Below are 14,912 nucleotides of genomic sequence, written 5' to 3'. Positions count from 1 at the left end.
GCGCCCGGCCCCGTCCCTCTCCTCCCGGCCGCGCCCTGCGTCCTCCCCGGGCGCGCCCCCCCCCCCCCCCCCCCCCCCCCCCCCCCCCCCCCCCCCCCCCCCCCCCCGGTCGCCTTGGCGTAGCCAAGGCGAAACCGACAGCGTGCCCGGCGCCAGCGGTGCCCGGTCACGGATCCAGGGCCGGGGCCGCGCCCGATGCATTTCAGGTCTGGAACACGTAGGTTCCCGGGGCCGGACCCAGCGGCGGCAACCCGGCCTCTGGCGCGCCTATCGCGGGCGGCGCAACCTGTTCGGCACCGCTTTTTCGCGTCAGCCACGCACTCCATTCCGGCCACCATGACCCTTCCTTCGCCGGGTGGCGGTCGAACCAGGTGTCAGGGTCCATATAGCTCTTGTCCCGGGTCCGGTGCCCGATCCGGTAATGCCGGCCCCTGTGCCCCGGCTCGGACAGGATGCCGCCGTTATGTCCGCCCTTGGTCAGCACGAAGGTCAGCTCGTTCTCGGTGAACAGCGTCGCCTTGTAAACCGAGTGCCAGGGCGCGATATGGTCCTTCTCGGTGCCCAGGACGAACATCGGCGCGTCGATATCCTTGAGCGCGATCACCCGGCCCTCGACGGCGAAACGCCCGGCGGTCAGGCGGTTTTCCATGAACAGCGCGCGCAGGTAATCGGAATGCATCCGGGCGGGCATCCGCGTCGCGTCGCCGTTCCAGACCGAGATGTCGAATTGCGGCTCGTCCTCGCCCAGCAGGTAACGGCGCACGGCGCGCGACCAGATCAGGTCCTCGGCCCTCAGCGCCCGGAACGCGCCGGCCATCTGGGCCTGGTCCAGGTAGCCCTGGTCCCACATCATGTCCTCCAGAAAGGCCAGTTGGCTTTCGTCGAGGAACAGCATCAATTCGCCGGCCTCGGTGAAATCGGTCTGCGCCGCCAGCAGCGTGATCGAGGCCAGGCGCTGATCGGCCTCGCGCGCCATGGTCGCCGCGGCGATGGCCAGGATCGTGCCGCCCAGGCAATAGCCGCAGGCATGCACGCGGGCCTCGGGCACGATCCGCGTCACCGCGTCAAGCGCGGCCATCACCCCCAGCCGGCGATAGTCGTCCAGCGAAGTGTCGCGCAGCGCCGCCGTCGGGTTCACCCAGGACATCGCGAAGACGGTGAAGCCCTGCTCGACAAGGTAGCGGATCAGCGAGTTTTCGGGGCTGAGATCGAGGATGTAGTATTTCATGATCCAGGCCGGCACGATCAGCACCGGTTCGGCATGCACCTTTTCGGTTTGCGGCGTGTACTGGATCAGTTCGAACAGTTCGTTGCGATAGACCACCTCGCCGGGCGTGCAGGCCAGGTTGCGGCCGACCGCATAGCCTTCGTCCGGTGACTCCGACTGTCCGGTCAGCCGGGCGGCCATGTCACCCGCCAGGCGCGCGGCGCCGCGCACCAGGTTGCCGCCGCCGCTTTCGATCGTCTTCTGCAGGATCTCGGGATTGGTCAGCACCCCGTTCGAGGGCGAGACCACGTCAAGCGCCTGCCGCGCCATGAACGCGACCCGGTCGGCGTTGTGCTGCGTGGCGCCCCGGGGCGGCTGGGCCGCACCGTCCCACCAGTCCTGGCAGGCAAGGAACCCCTGCTGCCACAGGTTGAACGGCGGCAGCGCCCAGCCCGGGTGGTCAAAGCGGTGATCGCCGGGCCGGGGGGCAAAGGGCGCCTCGCCCTGGGTGCCGCGGCCCGCGTACAGCGCCAGTTTCGCCGCCGACCGCATCGCGCGCTCGGCCAGTTCCAGTTGCCGGCCGGGTGCGCGGGACAGGTGCAGCGCCCAGTCCGCCCAGGCGGTTGCGGCGGCCGTCGGCGAACTGCCCCCGGTCGCCCGCGCGACGACCGCGCGGCTGGCCCGGTCGAGCGTTTCATAGGGGTGCTGCGTCTCGCGGTGTCCGTTGGGTGCTTTCATCGCCTGCCTCTGCCTATGCCTATGGCTGTGCTCGGGCCGTTGTTTCAGACCCCTGTGGCAGTTTTGCGATAGCAGTGCACGACTGGCGTTGAAAGGCTCCGTCACGAATCAAAGCCGCCCCGGACGTCGTCCGGGGCGGCATTGCCAATCGCTTGGGCAGTGTCGCTCAGCCCTGGCGGGCCTTGAAGCGGCGCTGGGTCTTGTTGATGACGTAGACCCGGCCCTTGCGGCGCACAACGCGGCAGTCGCGATGACGCTGCTTCAGCGAGCGGAGCGAGTTGCGAACCTTCATGGGTCGTCTCCTCATGTCGCGGCGCGTCCATGCGCCTGGGTTTTCACGGGCTGCCCCGGCGGGGCAGCGAATTCGATGGTGGGCGGTACTGGGATCGAACCAGTGACCCCTACGATGTCAACGTAGTGCTCTACCGCTGAGCTAACCGCCCGTCACCGTGCCTGTCCCACCTGCCCGAAAGAAAACGGACGCGGGCGGGACCGCGTCGGTTCGCAGGTCTATAAAAGGAGTCGGAAAATGGTTCAAGGGCTTTTGGTGCGCGTGGAATCGCCGCTATAAACAATCCGAAGGAGGACCTTGGACGGTGTGCGCTTACAGGTTGTTCCGGCCGGACTGGCCGACCACGAGCGTGGTGTTTTCTTCGCCCCATAGCGGGCGCGACTACCCGTGGAGCTTCCTTCGCCAGACCGTGCTGGACGAACGCGCGATCCGCTCTTCCGAGGATGCCTTCGTCGATCTTTTGTTCGCGGCGGCGCCGTCCCATGGCGCATCGCTGATCGCGGCGAACGCGCCGCGCGCCTATGTCGATCTGAACCGTGCCCCCGAAGAACTGGACCCCGCCGTGGTCGAGGGGGCCCGACAGGCCGGGCACAACCCGCGCATCAGTTCGGGCCTGGGGGTGATTCCCCGCGTGGTCGCCAATGGTCGCGCGATCTATCGCGGCAAGATCGCGCTGGCCGAGGCCGAGGGCCGGATCGCGACCTATTGGCGCCCCTATCACGACCGATTGCAGGAATTGCTGGACGAGGCGCAGGCGCGGTTCGGCGAGTCGATCCTGGTCGACTGCCACTCGATGCCGCGCGAGGCGATCGAAAGCATCGCCTCGGCGGGCAAGCGGCGCCCCGACGTGGTGCTGGGCGACCGGTTCGGTGCCTCGGCGGGGTCCGACGTGGTCGACCGGATCGAGGCGGCCTTTGCCGCGGCGGGGTTGCGCGTGGGGCGCAACGCACCCTTTGCGGGGGCCTACATCACCCAGCGTTACGGGCGGCCCGCGGGGCACCGGCACGCGGTGCAGGTCGAGATCGACCGCTCGCTTTACATGGACGAACGCGAGGTACGGCCCAGCCGGAACTTCGATGCTTTCCGCCGCGTGATGGAGGCCGTCGTGGCCGACCTCGTCGAAATCGGCCGCCCCGACGAGATGCCGCTTGTCGCCGAGTGATGGCGGCGTGGGGTTTCACGGCAAACCCGCGGAAAATTTCCGGTAAACTGTCCTCGCCACAGGTCAGCGCAGCGCCCGCCCCTTGAGGATTGCCTGTGCACCGAAGCGTGCGCGAATCGCATCGCTGGCCCGTTCGGCACAGGCGCGGGACACGGCCTGGGGGTCCAGCAGGTCGCCCGACAGGTCCGCGCCGTTGCCCGGGACGATCTCGGACAGGCCCACGCCCAGCAACCGCAGCGGCCCGGTTTCGCCCGCCTGGTCGAACAGCGCGCGGGCCTCGCGATAGATTCGGTCGGCGATCTGGGTCGGCTCGGCCAGGGCATGGCGCCGGGTCAGCAGGCGGTGGTCCGCGCGCTTGAGTTTCAGAACGACCACGCGCCCGGCCTGCCCCTTGGCCTTGGCGCGGTCGGCCACCTTTTCGGCCAAGCGCCAGATATGGCCATCCAGCACCTCGGGATCGGCGATGTCTTCGGGGAAGGTGGTCTCGTTCGAGATGCTCTTGACCGGCGCGTTCGCCGATACGCGGCGGTGATCCTGGCCGCGCGCAAGGTGCCAAAGCCGCTCGCCCATGGATCCGAACCGCGCCTGCAGGTCCGCTTTCTCCCAGCGCCGCAGGTCGGCAAAGGTGCGGATACCGGCACGTTCCAGCGTGTCGCGCCCGGCGGCCCCGACGCCCCAGATCAGGCCGACGGGACGGTCGGCAAGGAAATCCTCGGTTTCGGCCCGTCCGATCACCGCGAACCCGCGCGGTTTGTCGAGGTCAGAGGCGATCTTGGCGAGAAACTTGTTTTGGCTCAGCCCGATCGAACCCGACAGGCCCAGTTCGTCCTCCATCCGCCGGACCAAACGGGCCAGAAGCAGGGCAGGCGGCGCGCCGTGCAGTTTCGCGGTGCCGGAAAGATCGAGAAACGCCTCGTCCAGAGACAGCGGTTCGATGGCGGGCGTCAACGCCTCCATCATCGCGCGGATCGCGCGCGAGGCCTCGGCATAGGCCGCCCCGCGCGGTTTCACGACCACCGCATCGGGGCACAGCTTCAGCGCCTTGAACATCGGCATCGCCGAACGCACGCCGCGGATCCGGGCGATATAGCACGCGGTCGAGACCACGCCGCGCCGCCCGCCTCCCACGATCACGGGCTTGTCGCGCAGCTCGGGATTGTCGCGTTTCTCCACGGCCGCGTAAAAGGCATCGCAATCCATGTGCGCAATGGTCAGGTCGAACAGTTCCGGATGGGAAACGACGCGCGGCCGGCCGCAATTCGGGCATCTGGGTCCGGCCTCGAAGGTGGTCAGGCAGTCGCGGCAGAGGGCGGGCATGGCTCAGGTCCGATCCATGACACGGGGATTGCATATTTCCGTCGTTCTTGGGCGCCATGATGCACGCCGGGTTGAACCGGCGGCAAGTGCTTCCGTGCACGCGCCGGGCCGCGCATAATGCAAGAAACGGAAAGAGGACGGGCAGATGGGCCTTGAAGATGTCTTGGCCGCCGTGATCGGCGGCAACCTCGTGGTGTTGTTGCTGGCCGCCGTGGTCATCCTCAGCGTGGTTCTGGGGGTGCGGATCGTGCCGCAGTCGGAAAAGCACGTGGTCGAACGGTTCGGGCGGCTGCGTTCGGTTCTGGGGCCGGGGATCAACCTGATCGTGCCCTTCCTCGACCGGGTGGCGCACAAGATTTCCATTCTCGAACGCCAGTTGCCCAACGCCAGCCAGGACGCGATCACCGCGGACAACGTGTTGGTGCAGGTTGAAACCAGCGTCTTCTATCGCATTCTCGAACCTGAAAAGACGGTCTACCGCATCCGTGATATCGACGGGGCCATCGCCACCACGGTCGCGGGCATCGTACGCGCCGAGATCGGCAAGATGGAACTCGACCAGGTTCAATCGAATCGCTCGGACCTGATCGCGACGATCAAGGACAGCGTCGAGGATGCGGTCGAGAACTGGGGGATCGAGGTCACCCGGGCCGAAATCCTCGATGTGAACCTGGACCAGCAGACCCGCGATGCGATGCTGCAGCAGCTGAACGCGGAACGTGCCCGCCGGGCCGCCGTGACCGAGGCCGAGGGTCAGAAACGCGCCGTGGAATTGCAGGCCGATGCCCAGCTTTACGCGGCCGAACAGGCGGCCAAGGCGCGGCGCATCTCGGCCGAGGCCGAGGCCTATGCGACGCAGGTGGTTGCCCAGGCCATCGCCGATAACGGGCTGGAGGCCGCGCAATACCAGGTCGCGCTGAAACAGGTCGAGGCACTGACCAAGGTCGGCGAAGGAGCGGGCAAGCAGACGATCATCGTGCCGGCGCACGCGATGGATGCCTTCGCCGATGCCTTCAAGATGCTGAAGGGGCGGGGCTGATGATCCTCGAGATCTGGTGGGTCTGGCTTGCGGCGGCGGCCGGCCTTGCAATCCTTGAAATGCTGGCGCCGGCCTATGTGTTTCTCGGTTTCGCCATCGGGGCGGCTGCGGTCGGGACCGCATTGTGGTTTGGGCTGGCGCTGACCTGGCCTTGGCTGATGCTCGTGTTCGCCCTTGTTTCGCTGGTGGCCTGGCTGGGGCTGCGCGCTGTGCTTGGCGTGCGCAAGGGCCAGGTCAAGGTCTGGGACCGCGACATCAACGAAGACTGAGGGCCCTCAGCCCCGGTTCGGGTGCTGCGCCTGCGGCGAGGCCAGTTCCGCCTGGATAGACAGTGCGGCGGCCTTTGGGTCCTCGGCCTGCCAGACCGGGCGGCCGACCACGACGTGATCCGCGCCGTCCGCAATCGCTTGTGCCGGGGTCGCCACCCGTTTCTGATCGCCCAGCGCGGCCCCCGCCGGGCGCACGCCGGGCGTGACGATCAGCTTGCCCTCGGCCTGCGGCAGCGCGCGGATCATCGCGGCCTCGTGCGGGCTGGCGATCACGCCGTCGGCGCCCGCAGCCAGCGCAAGGGCGGCGCGTTCGGTCACGATATCGGCCACGGCGCCCGGCTTGATCAAACTGGCGTCCAGGTCGGCGCGATCCAGAGAGGTCAGGATCGTCACGGCGAGGATCTTCATGTCCGACCCGCCCGCGCCCTCGCGCGCGGCGCGCACCACGTGGGGGTCGCCATGGACGGTCAGGAAATCCAGGTCGAACCGCGCCAGCCCCCGTACCGCCGCCTCGACCGTCGCGCCGATATCGAACAGCTTCATGTCGAGGAAGATGCGCTTGCCGTGCTCTTCCTTCAGTTCCTGTGCAAGCGCCAGCCCGCCCCCGGTCAGCATCCCCAACCCGATCTTGTAGAACGACACCGCGTCGCCGATCCGCGTGGCAAGCTCCAGCCCGGCATGGGCATCGGGCACGTCGAGGGCGACGATCAGGCGGTCATCGGTCATGGGGCGGCTCCTTTTCCGGTCGCGCCTTCCTAGGCCGCGCGCGGCGTCCGGTCCAGTGGGGCAAAGCGTTGTTGCGCTATTGCAACGGGTTGGGGCGCCTCCCACATATTTGGTCGAGGCCCGCGGAAAGGGGTGCGCTGCCTGGCAGGCACCAAAAGGGACGGGCGCTTGGTGAAAGGAGAAGACCGATGAACCTCGAGAAGTTCACGGAGCGGTCGCGCGGTTTCCTGCAAGCCGCCCAGACCATCGCGATGCGGGAAAGCCACCAGCGGCTGGCGCCCGAACATCTGCTGAAAGCGTTGATGGATGACGAGGAGGGCATGGCCTCCAACCTGATCCGTCGTGCGGGCGGCGCGCCCGAGCGCGTGGTCGAGGCGGTCGATGCGGCGCTCGCGAAACAGCCCAAGGTGTCGGGTGATGCGGGCCAGACCTACCTGGACCAGACCACGGGTAAGGTGCTGGATGAGGCCGAGAAGATCGCCAAGAAGGCGGGCGACAGCTTCGTTCCGGTTGAACGCATCCTGATGGCGCTGGCCATGGTGCCGTCCAAGGCCAAGGACGCGCTGGATGCAGGCGCGGTGACGGCGCAGAACCTGAACGCCGCGATCAACGACATCCGCAAGGGCCGCACCGCCGACACGGCAAGCGCCGAGGAAGGGTACGAGGCGCTGAAGAAATACGCGCGCGACCTGACCGAGATGGCCGAGGAAGGCAAGATCGACCCGATCATCGGCCGGGACGAGGAAATCCGCCGCGCGATGCAGGTGCTGAGCCGCCGGACCAAGAACAACCCCGTTCTGATCGGCGAACCGGGCGTCGGCAAGACCGCCATCGCCGAAGGCCTTGCGCTGCGCATCGTCAACGGCGACGTGCCCGAAAGTCTGAAGAACAAGCGCCTGATGGCGCTGGACATGGGCGCGCTGATCGCCGGCGCGAAATATCGCGGCGAGTTCGAGGAACGGCTCAAGGCCATCCTGAACGAGATCACCGCCGCCGCCGGCGAAATCATCCTGTTCATCGACGAGATGCACACGCTGGTCGGCGCGGGCAAGTCCGAGGGCGCGATGGATGCCGCGAACCTGATCAAGCCGGCGCTGGCGCGGGGCGAGCTGCACTGCATCGGCGCGACCACGCTGGACGAATACCGCAAGCATGTGGAAAAGGACGCGGCGCTGGCGCGGCGGTTTCAGCCGGTGTTCGTCGAGGAACCCACGGTCGAGGACACCGTGTCGATCCTGCGCGGCATCAAGGAGAAGTACGAACTTCACCACGGCGTGCGGATTTCCGACTCGGCGCTGGTGGCCGCGGCGACGCTGTCGCACCGCTACATCACCGACCGGTTCCTGCCCGACAAGGCGATCGACCTTGTCGACGAGGCCGCCAGCCGGTTGCGGATGGAGGTGGATTCCAAGCCCGAGGAACTGGACGCGCTGGACCGCGACATCCTGCAAAAGCAGATCGAGGCCGAGGCGCTGAAGAAGGAGGATGACGACGCCTCGAAGGACCGGCTGGCCAAGCTGGAGAAAGAGCTGTCCGACCTGCAGCAGAGATCGGCCGAGATGACCGCCAAGTGGCAGGCCGAGCGCGACAAGCTGGACAGCGCGCGCGACCTGAAGGAGCAGCTGGACAAGGCCCGCGCAGAACTGGACCACGCCAAGCGCGAGGGCAACCTGGCGCGGGCGGGGGAACTGTCCTACGGCGTGATCCCGCAGCTGGAGAAAAAGCTGGCCGAGGCCGAGACCCAGGGCGACGACATGATGGTCGAAGAGGCCGTGCGCCCCGAGCAGATCGCCCAGGTGGTCGAACGCTGGACCGGTATCCCGACCTCCAAGATGCTGGAGGGCGAGCGCGACAAACTTCTGCGCATGGAAGAGGAGCTGGGCAAGCGCGTGATTGGCCAGAAACAGGCCGTCACCGCGGTCGCCAATGCCGTGCGGCGTGCCCGGGCCGGGCTCAACGACGAGAACCGGCCACTGGGCAGCTTCCTGTTCCTCGGGCCCACCGGCGTCGGCAAGACCGAACTGACCAAGGCCGTGGCCGAATACCTGTTCGACGACGACCAGGCGATGGTGCGCATCGACATGTCCGAGTTCATGGAGAAGCATTCGGTCGCCCGCCTGATCGGCGCGCCTCCGGGCTATGTCGGCTATGACGAGGGTGGTGTCCTGACCGAGGCCGTGCGCCGGCGCCCCTACCAGGTGGTGCTGTTCGACGAGGTCGAGAAGGCGCATCCCGAGGTGTTCAACGTGCTTTTGCAGGTGCTGGACGACGGGGTTCTGACCGATGGTCAGGGCCGGACGGTCGACTTCAAGCAGACGCTGATCGTGCTGACCTCGAACCTCGGCTCGCAGGCGCTTAGCCAACTGCCCGAGGATGCCGATGCCAGCACCGCCAAGCGCGACGTGATGGACGCCGTGCGGGCCCATTTCCGGCCCGAGTTCCTGAACCGCCTGGACGAGATGGTGGTGTTCGACCGGCTGACGCGGGCGGACATGACCGGCATCGTGGAAATCCAGTTGCGGCGGCTGCAGAAACGCCTGGCGGCGCGGAACATCGCGCTGGACCTCTACCCGGATGCCGAGAAATGGCTGGCCGATGCAGGCTATGACCCGGTCTATGGCGCACGTCCGCTGAAGCGGGTGATCCAGAAGGCCCTTCAGGACCGGCTGGCAGAGATGATCCTGGCCGGCGAGGTGCGCGACGGCGATAGCGTCAGTGTCACCGCCGGGGCCGATGGGCTGATCATCGGCGACCGCGTGGTCGGCTCGAACCGGCCCAAGCCCGAGGATGCGGTGATCCACTAAGCCATCGTCTCACCGCTGGGGACGCCCCGCCGAAAGGCGGGGCGTTTCTTTTTCGCCCGGCTGCGCGCGCAGCCGGACAGGCCGGTCACTTCGGCAAAAGCACCTTGTCGATGACGTGGATTACCCCGTTCGAGGCCATGATATCGGCCGAGGTCACCCGCGCCTTGTTCACCCGCACACCGTGGGTGCCGTCGACATGAACGGTCTGGCCCTGCACGGTGGCCACGTTCAACCGTTGCCCGGCCAACTGGTCCGATGTCACCGCCCCGGGCACCACGTGATAGGTCAGCACCTTCACCAGCTGGTCCTTGTTCTCGGGCTTCAGCAGCGTCTCGACGGTGCCGGGCGGCAGCGCGTCGAAGGCGGCGTTGGTCGGCGCGAAGACGGTGAAAGGGCCGTCCCCCTTCAGCGTGCCGACGAGGTCGGCGGCCGTGACGGCGGCGACCAGCGTCGAGAACTGGTCGTTCGAGGCGGCGATGTCGACGATGTCGGGCGTCGACTTCATCGGGGCGCATGCGGCGAGCGCGGCGGCAAGGCCGGTCGCGGCAAGCGTCGAGATGGCGGTTCTGCGGTTCATGGGCGTCTCCCGTTCCCTGTTGTCGAAAAAGTCGGGGGGCCAGCCCGTGCCAACCCCCCGATCCGGTCTGCCGGTCCGCGTTTACATCGCGGATTCGGGCAGGATCACCTGGTCGATCACGTGGATCACGCCGTTCGACGTCTCGATATCGGCGGCGGTGACACTGGCGCCCTGGACGGTCACGCCGCCCTCGGTGCCGATGGTCACGTCAGACCCCTCGACCGTGGTGGCGGTCATGCCGTCGGACAGGTCGCCCGACATCACCTTGCCCGGCACCACGTGGTAGGTCAGGATCGCGGTCAGCTTGTCCTTGTTCTCGGGCATCAGCAGCGTTTCGACCGTGCCCTCGGGCAGCGCGGCAAAGGCGTCGTCGGTCGGGGCGAATACGGTGAACGGCCCCTCGCCCTTCAGCGTGTCGACCAGGCCCGCCGCCTGCACGGCGGCCACCAGCGTCGTGAAGCTGCCCGCCTCGACGGCGGTGTCGACGATGTCCTTGCCCATGTGGTTGTCGGCCAGGGCCGGCGTGGACAGCATCGCGACGGCGGTCAGCGAAAGGAAAGTTCTGCGAAGCATCGTGTGGTTCCCTTTGTGTTGTCAGACGAACCCGTTCGGTCGGGTCACGCTGGCTACGCGGGGAAAACACGCCCGGATCATCGGGGAATTCCGCCGATCCGGTTTGACGAAAGCGCCCGGCGGACTAAGCCGGGCGCTTTCGCGAAGTCACATCAAGATGCGTTGATTTCGTTTGAAAATCCGTGAGTTCGCAACAGCTTTCAGTCCATGCCCACGGCTTCGCGCGCGATCGTGTCCAGAAGGGCCTCGACCTCTTTCATCGGGCCCTCGGGATACTGGCGATAGCCGATCGTGGTCTGGTCGGGGCTGTCGGGCATCTGCAGCACGAAGATGTCATAGGGGCAGAACTGCACGTTCATCGGGTCGGCCTCCATCACCTTGCGAGACAGCGACGCCGAGCAGAAGCTGAAGATATCGGCCTTGGTGAAAATCGTGACGTCCGAGCCGACATCGCCCTTGGTGCGTTCCAGCATGTCGCCGGTATGGCTGACGCTGTCGATCACCAGGCCCTGGCCCAGCACGGCGTTTTCCAGCCCGAAGACAACATCGTCGAAGCTTTGGTCAACGGTATAGGTGACGACGCCCTCGGCCTGCGCCGCCGCGGCGGCCAATGCCAGCGCGGCACCAGCGATCATTCCCTTCATGGTCTCCTCCCTCATGGCCCCGGCGCGGGGTTGTCTCGTGTCGCGCCTGCGGTCACTCTGGCGGTCGGGGCGCAGGCGCTCCTTGATCGAGGTCAACCGAGGCAGGCAGGGAGAAACAGCCATGGGCTGGGCCTATTACGCGCTTCAGGTGATGGCGGGGGCGTTCGCGCTGTTCCTGGGGCTGGTGTTCCTGGCGGTCGTCGTCCTGTTCTTCATCGACCGCACCCAGACCGGCGACGCGATCCGGCGCAACTATCCGGTGATCGGACGGTTCCGGGGGCTGTTCACCGAACTGGGCGAATTCTTCCGGCAGTATTTCTTCGCGATGGATCGCGAAGAGATGCCGTTCAACCGGGCCCAGCGGAACTGGGTCTACAACGCGTCCGAGGCCAAGGGGAACACGGTCGCCTTCGGCTCGACCCGGAACCTGAACATCCCCGGAACGCCGATCTTCATGAACGCGGTCTTTCCGCCGCTGGACGACCAGTATGCCTCGACCGAACCCCTGGTGATCGGGCCGCATTGCCGAGAGCCCTACCTGGCACCGTCGATCTTCAACATTTCGGGCATGTCCTATGGCGCGATTTCCAAACCGGCGGTGCGGGCGCTGGCGCGGGGCGCGAAACGGGCGGGCATCTGGCTGAACACCGGCGAAGGGGGCCTGTCGCCCTATCACCTGGAGGGCGGCTGCGACATCGTCTTTCAGATCGGCACGGCGAAATTCGGCGTGCGCGACGCGGCCGGCAACCTCAGCGACGACAAGCTACGCGAGGTGGCCGCGCATCCGCAGGTCAAGATGTTCGAGATCAAGCTGAGCCAGGGCGCCAAGCCCGGAAAGGGCGGCATCCTGCCCGCGGCCAAGATCGACGAGGAAGTGGCCCGCATCCGTGGCGTGCCGATGGGGCAGGACGCGATCTCGCCCAACCGGCACCGCGAGGTCGACGATTTCGCCGATCTTCTGGACCTGATCGCCCGTATCCGCGAGGTGACCGGCAAGCCGGTGGGGATCAAGACCTGCATGGGCTCGGCCGATCCGTGGTTCGACCTGTTCAAGGAGATCCGGCGGCGCGGCGAGCAAAGTGCGCCCGACTTCATCACCGTCGATGGCGGCGAGGGCGGCACCGGGGCGGCGCCCATGCCCTTGATCGACTTGGTGGGGCTGCCGCTGCGCGAGGCGCTGATCCGCATGGTTGACCTGCGCGATCTGGCGGGCCTGCACGATCGCATCCGCATCGTGGCCGCGGGCAAGCTGGTGGCGCCCGGCGACGTGGCCTGGGCGATCTGCCTCGGCGCCGATTTCGTGACCTCGGCGCGCGGCTTCATGTTCAGCCTCGGCTGCATCCAGGCGCTGAAATGCAACCGAAACACCTGCCCCACGGGCATCACCACCCATGACCCGCACCTGCAAAAGGGGCTGGTGGTGAAGGAAAAGGAAAAGCGCGTGGCGGCCTATGCCGCCGCGGTGATCGGCGAGGTCGAGACCATCGCCCATTCCGTGGGCGTGGCCGAACCCCGCGAGATGCGCCGCCGCCACGTCCGGGTCGTTCTGGACGACGGCACCTCGGTGCAGATGAACGAACTTTACCCCTCGGTGCATCTCGGGATGGAGGGGCTGGCCCGTGCGCGGGGCCACAAGCAGTTCGAGGCAGCCCTCAGGCGGCTGGACGAGGCGTGACCGCCGGCGCGGCCGCGGCCCGTGTTTCACGACGCTGACAGCCGTGTGAGCCGAGTTGCTTTGGCTTCCGGCACCGGGCGGTCTACCTGTTGGGTCGGGACGGAAACGGAAAAGGGACAGACCCATGGCAGGCCGCTGGCGCAACAGGTTGAACTGGTCGGATGTCACGCCCGAGACGGCCTATCTGAACCGCCGCCAGGTGATGGCGGGCATGGGGGCGCTGGGGCTGTCCGTCCTCGCCGCACCCGCGCATTCCGCCGAGGCGGGGCTGGAGCCGAACACCTGGGACGAGATCACCAGCTACAACAATTTCTACGAGTTCGGCACCGGCAAGGAAGACCCCAAGCGCAATGCCGGGCAACTGACCACCGATCCCTGGGCGATCCAGATCGACGGCCTGGTCGACCGGCCCGGCAGCTATGACCTTGGCGATATCCTGTCGGGCGTCAGCCTTGAGGAACGTATCTACCGCCTGCGCTGCGTCGAGGCCTGGTCGATGGTGGTGCCCTGGGTCGGCTTCGAACTGGCCGACCTGCTGAACCGTGCGGGCGTGCAGCCCTCCGCGAAATACGTGGCGTTCCAGACGTTGCTGCGTCCCGAGGAAATGCCGGGCCAGCGGACCGCGATCCTCGACTGGCCCTATGTCGAGGGCTTGCGGCTTGACGAGGCGATGCACCCGTTGACGATCCTCGCGACGGGGCTGTACGGGAAAGAGATGCCGAACCAGAACGGTGCGCCGATCCGGCTGGTGGTGCCGTGGAAATACGGGTTCAAGTCGATCAAGTCCGTGGTGCGGATCACCCTGACCGACGCGCAGCCGCCCACCAGCTGGAACCGCTATGCACCGAACGAGTATGGCTTCTATTCCAACGTGAACCCCGAGGTGGATCACCCCCGCTGGTCCCAGGCGACCGAGCGGCGGATCGGCGGCGGGGTGTTCTCGCCGCGGGTCCCGACCCGGATGTTCAACGGCTACGCCGAAGAGGTCGCCTCGCTTTACGACGGTATGGACCTGATGGGGAACTTCTGATGATGGGCGCGGCCCGGATCAACCGTGCGCTTCGGCGGGTGCCTGCCTGGCCGGTCTATGTCGTTGGAATGGTGCCGGCGGTCTGGTTCTTCTGGCTGGGCGCGACTGGCGGCCTGGGGGTCGAGCCGATCACGGCACTGGAACACCGGTTGGGCCTGACCGGGTTGCAGGTGCTGATCGCCTCGCTCGCGGTCACGCCGCTCAGGCGGGTTTCTGGGATCGACCTCGTCCGGTTCCGCCGGGCGTTGGGGCTTGTCGGTTTCTTCTATATCGCGCTGCACCTCGCGGTCTGGCTGATCCTCGACCTGCAATCCTGGCAGCGTGTCTGGGCCGACATCCTGAAACGCCCCTACATCACCATCGGCATGTCGGGGTTCCTGCTGTTGCTGCCCTTGGCGCTGACCTCGAACACCCTTGCTGTCCGCAAGCTGGGTCCGCTGCGCTGGCGGCGCCTGCACCGGCTGGCGTATCTCGCGATTCCGTTGGGGGCGATTCACTTCGTTATGCTGGCGAAGGGCTGGCAGATCGCGCCGCTGGCCTATCTGGCGGCGATACTGGGTCTGCTCGCGCTTCGGATTCGGGGTTTGCGCACGCGAGCCGCCGCCTGACAGGACCCCGCGCGGCGGATTCTGGGGAAGATTCTGTGGATAAGCCGGGCGGGCCGGGCGATCCGTTTCGATTTCGCCCAAACAGGGGGCGGCCCGACCCTGCTCATAGTGGCTACCAGCGGGTTAACGTCCAGATTTTGTGGGGGAATCCGGGGCTGCAAAAAAACTGTGATGAAGTTGCAAAAAGCGCTTGCGACTCGGGGATGTGATCCGTAAACACCCCTTCACCGGCGGCGCTGAGGCGCTGGCGG

Annotated in this window: 14 protein-coding genes and 1 tRNA gene; 7 read left to right on the top strand and 8 right to left on the bottom strand. The window is 66.9% G+C overall.

The genetic code is table 11. The annotated features are described in order from the left end of the window. Nucleotides 1–202: 202 nt before the first annotated feature. The 3 genes from EV662_RS14405 to EV662_RS14395 all read right to left on the bottom strand — a co-directional run bounded on the left by EV662_RS14405 (nt 203) and on the right by EV662_RS14395 (nt 2,388). Nucleotides 203–1,945, bottom strand: a complete 1,743-nt coding sequence (locus EV662_RS14405; RefSeq protein ID WP_132463964.1) for a PHA/PHB synthase family protein — start codon at nt 1,943–1,945, stop codon at nt 203–205. A 166-nt stretch (nt 1,946–2,111) separates the two neighbouring features. Continuing rightward, nucleotides 2,112–2,237: a type B 50S ribosomal protein L36 gene (ykgO, locus tag EV662_RS14400; RefSeq protein WP_010141322.1), complete on the bottom strand. Its 126-nt coding sequence runs from the start codon at nt 2,235–2,237 to the stop codon at nt 2,112–2,114. A 76-nt stretch (nt 2,238–2,313) separates the two neighbouring features. Further along, nucleotides 2,314–2,388 (bottom strand) — tRNA-Val (locus EV662_RS14395). Nucleotides 2,389–2,541: 153 nt separating this feature from the next. On the opposite strand from EV662_RS14395, the gene EV662_RS14390 reads away from it, so the two are divergent. Further along, the gene (locus EV662_RS14390; protein WP_132463961.1) at nt 2,542–3,399 is read left to right on the top strand and encodes an N-formylglutamate amidohydrolase; all 858 of its coding nucleotides are present in this window, start codon (nt 2,542–2,544) and stop codon (nt 3,397–3,399) included. 63 nt (nt 3,400–3,462) lie between these two features. Here the strand turns inward: EV662_RS14390 and EV662_RS14385 are convergent, their stop codons facing one another. Continuing rightward, nucleotides 3,463–4,716, bottom strand: coding sequence for a DNA polymerase IV (locus EV662_RS14385; RefSeq protein WP_132463958.1), 1,254 nt, complete (start codon nt 4,714–4,716; stop codon nt 3,463–3,465). A 145-nt stretch (nt 4,717–4,861) separates the two neighbouring features. On the opposite strand from EV662_RS14385, the gene EV662_RS14380 reads away from it, so the two are divergent. Both EV662_RS14380 and EV662_RS14375 read left to right on the top strand, forming a co-directional pair. Continuing rightward, nucleotides 4,862–5,755 (top strand): SPFH domain-containing protein, encoded by an 894-nt coding sequence (locus EV662_RS14380; protein ID WP_132463955.1) that lies wholly within the window; start codon nt 4,862–4,864, stop codon nt 5,753–5,755. Further along, the gene (locus tag EV662_RS14375) at nt 5,755–6,024 is read left to right on the top strand and encodes an NfeD family protein (RefSeq protein WP_165915603.1); all 270 of its coding nucleotides are present in this window, start codon (nt 5,755–5,757) and stop codon (nt 6,022–6,024) included. The genes EV662_RS14380 and EV662_RS14375 overlap by 1 nt, the downstream gene beginning before the upstream one ends. Nucleotides 6,025–6,030: 6 nt before the next feature. On the opposite strand, the gene pyrF is transcribed toward EV662_RS14375, so the two are convergent. After that, a complete protein-coding gene (gene pyrF, locus EV662_RS14370; protein ID WP_132463952.1) occupies nt 6,031–6,750 on the bottom strand; it encodes an orotidine-5'-phosphate decarboxylase in 720 nt (239 codons plus the stop codon). Between the two features lie 188 nt (nt 6,751–6,938). Between pyrF and clpB the strand changes: the two genes are divergently transcribed. Continuing rightward, nucleotides 6,939–9,554, top strand: coding sequence for an ATP-dependent chaperone ClpB (gene clpB, locus EV662_RS14365; RefSeq protein WP_132463949.1), 2,616 nt, complete (start codon nt 6,939–6,941; stop codon nt 9,552–9,554). A gap of 85 nt (nt 9,555–9,639) precedes the next feature. On the opposite strand, the gene EV662_RS14360 is transcribed toward clpB, so the two are convergent. The 3 genes from EV662_RS14360 to EV662_RS14350 all read right to left on the bottom strand — a co-directional run bounded on the left by EV662_RS14360 (nt 9,640) and on the right by EV662_RS14350 (nt 11,348). Further along, nucleotides 9,640–10,131, bottom strand: a complete 492-nt coding sequence (locus EV662_RS14360) for a fasciclin domain-containing protein (protein WP_132463946.1) — start codon at nt 10,129–10,131, stop codon at nt 9,640–9,642. A gap of 81 nt (nt 10,132–10,212) precedes the next feature. Next, the gene (locus tag EV662_RS14355) at nt 10,213–10,704 is read right to left on the bottom strand and encodes a fasciclin domain-containing protein (RefSeq protein ID WP_132463943.1); all 492 of its coding nucleotides are present in this window, start codon (nt 10,702–10,704) and stop codon (nt 10,213–10,215) included. Nucleotides 10,705–10,904: 200 nt separating this feature from the next. Continuing rightward, complete coding sequence (locus tag EV662_RS14350) at nt 10,905–11,348, bottom strand: DUF302 domain-containing protein (protein WP_132463940.1); 444 nt, start codon at nt 11,346–11,348, stop codon at nt 10,905–10,907. A gap of 121 nt (nt 11,349–11,469) precedes the next feature. On the opposite strand from EV662_RS14350, the gene EV662_RS14345 reads away from it, so the two are divergent. The 3 genes from EV662_RS14345 to msrQ all read left to right on the top strand — a co-directional run bounded on the left by EV662_RS14345 (nt 11,470) and on the right by msrQ (nt 14,661). Continuing rightward, entirely contained in the window at nt 11,470–13,023 is a 1,554-nt protein-coding gene (locus EV662_RS14345; RefSeq protein WP_132463937.1) for an FMN-binding glutamate synthase family protein, read from the top strand. 124 nt (nt 13,024–13,147) lie between these two features. Then, on the top strand, nt 13,148–14,053 hold the full coding sequence (gene msrP / locus EV662_RS14340) for a protein-methionine-sulfoxide reductase catalytic subunit MsrP (protein ID WP_132463934.1): 906 nt from the start codon (nt 13,148–13,150) through the stop codon (nt 14,051–14,053). 2 nt (nt 14,054–14,055) lie between these two features. Then, the gene (gene msrQ, locus EV662_RS14335) at nt 14,056–14,661 is read left to right on the top strand and encodes a protein-methionine-sulfoxide reductase heme-binding subunit MsrQ (RefSeq protein ID WP_132464268.1); all 606 of its coding nucleotides are present in this window, start codon (nt 14,056–14,058) and stop codon (nt 14,659–14,661) included. The last annotated feature ends 251 nt before the right edge of the window (nt 14,662–14,912 follow it).

Origin of the sequence: Rhodovulum marinum, from assembly GCF_004343075.1 — a bacterium.
GTDB lineage: Bacteria > Pseudomonadota > Alphaproteobacteria > Rhodobacterales > Rhodobacteraceae > Rhodovulum > Rhodovulum marinum.
This window is presented reverse-complemented; position numbering and strand designations above follow the sequence as displayed.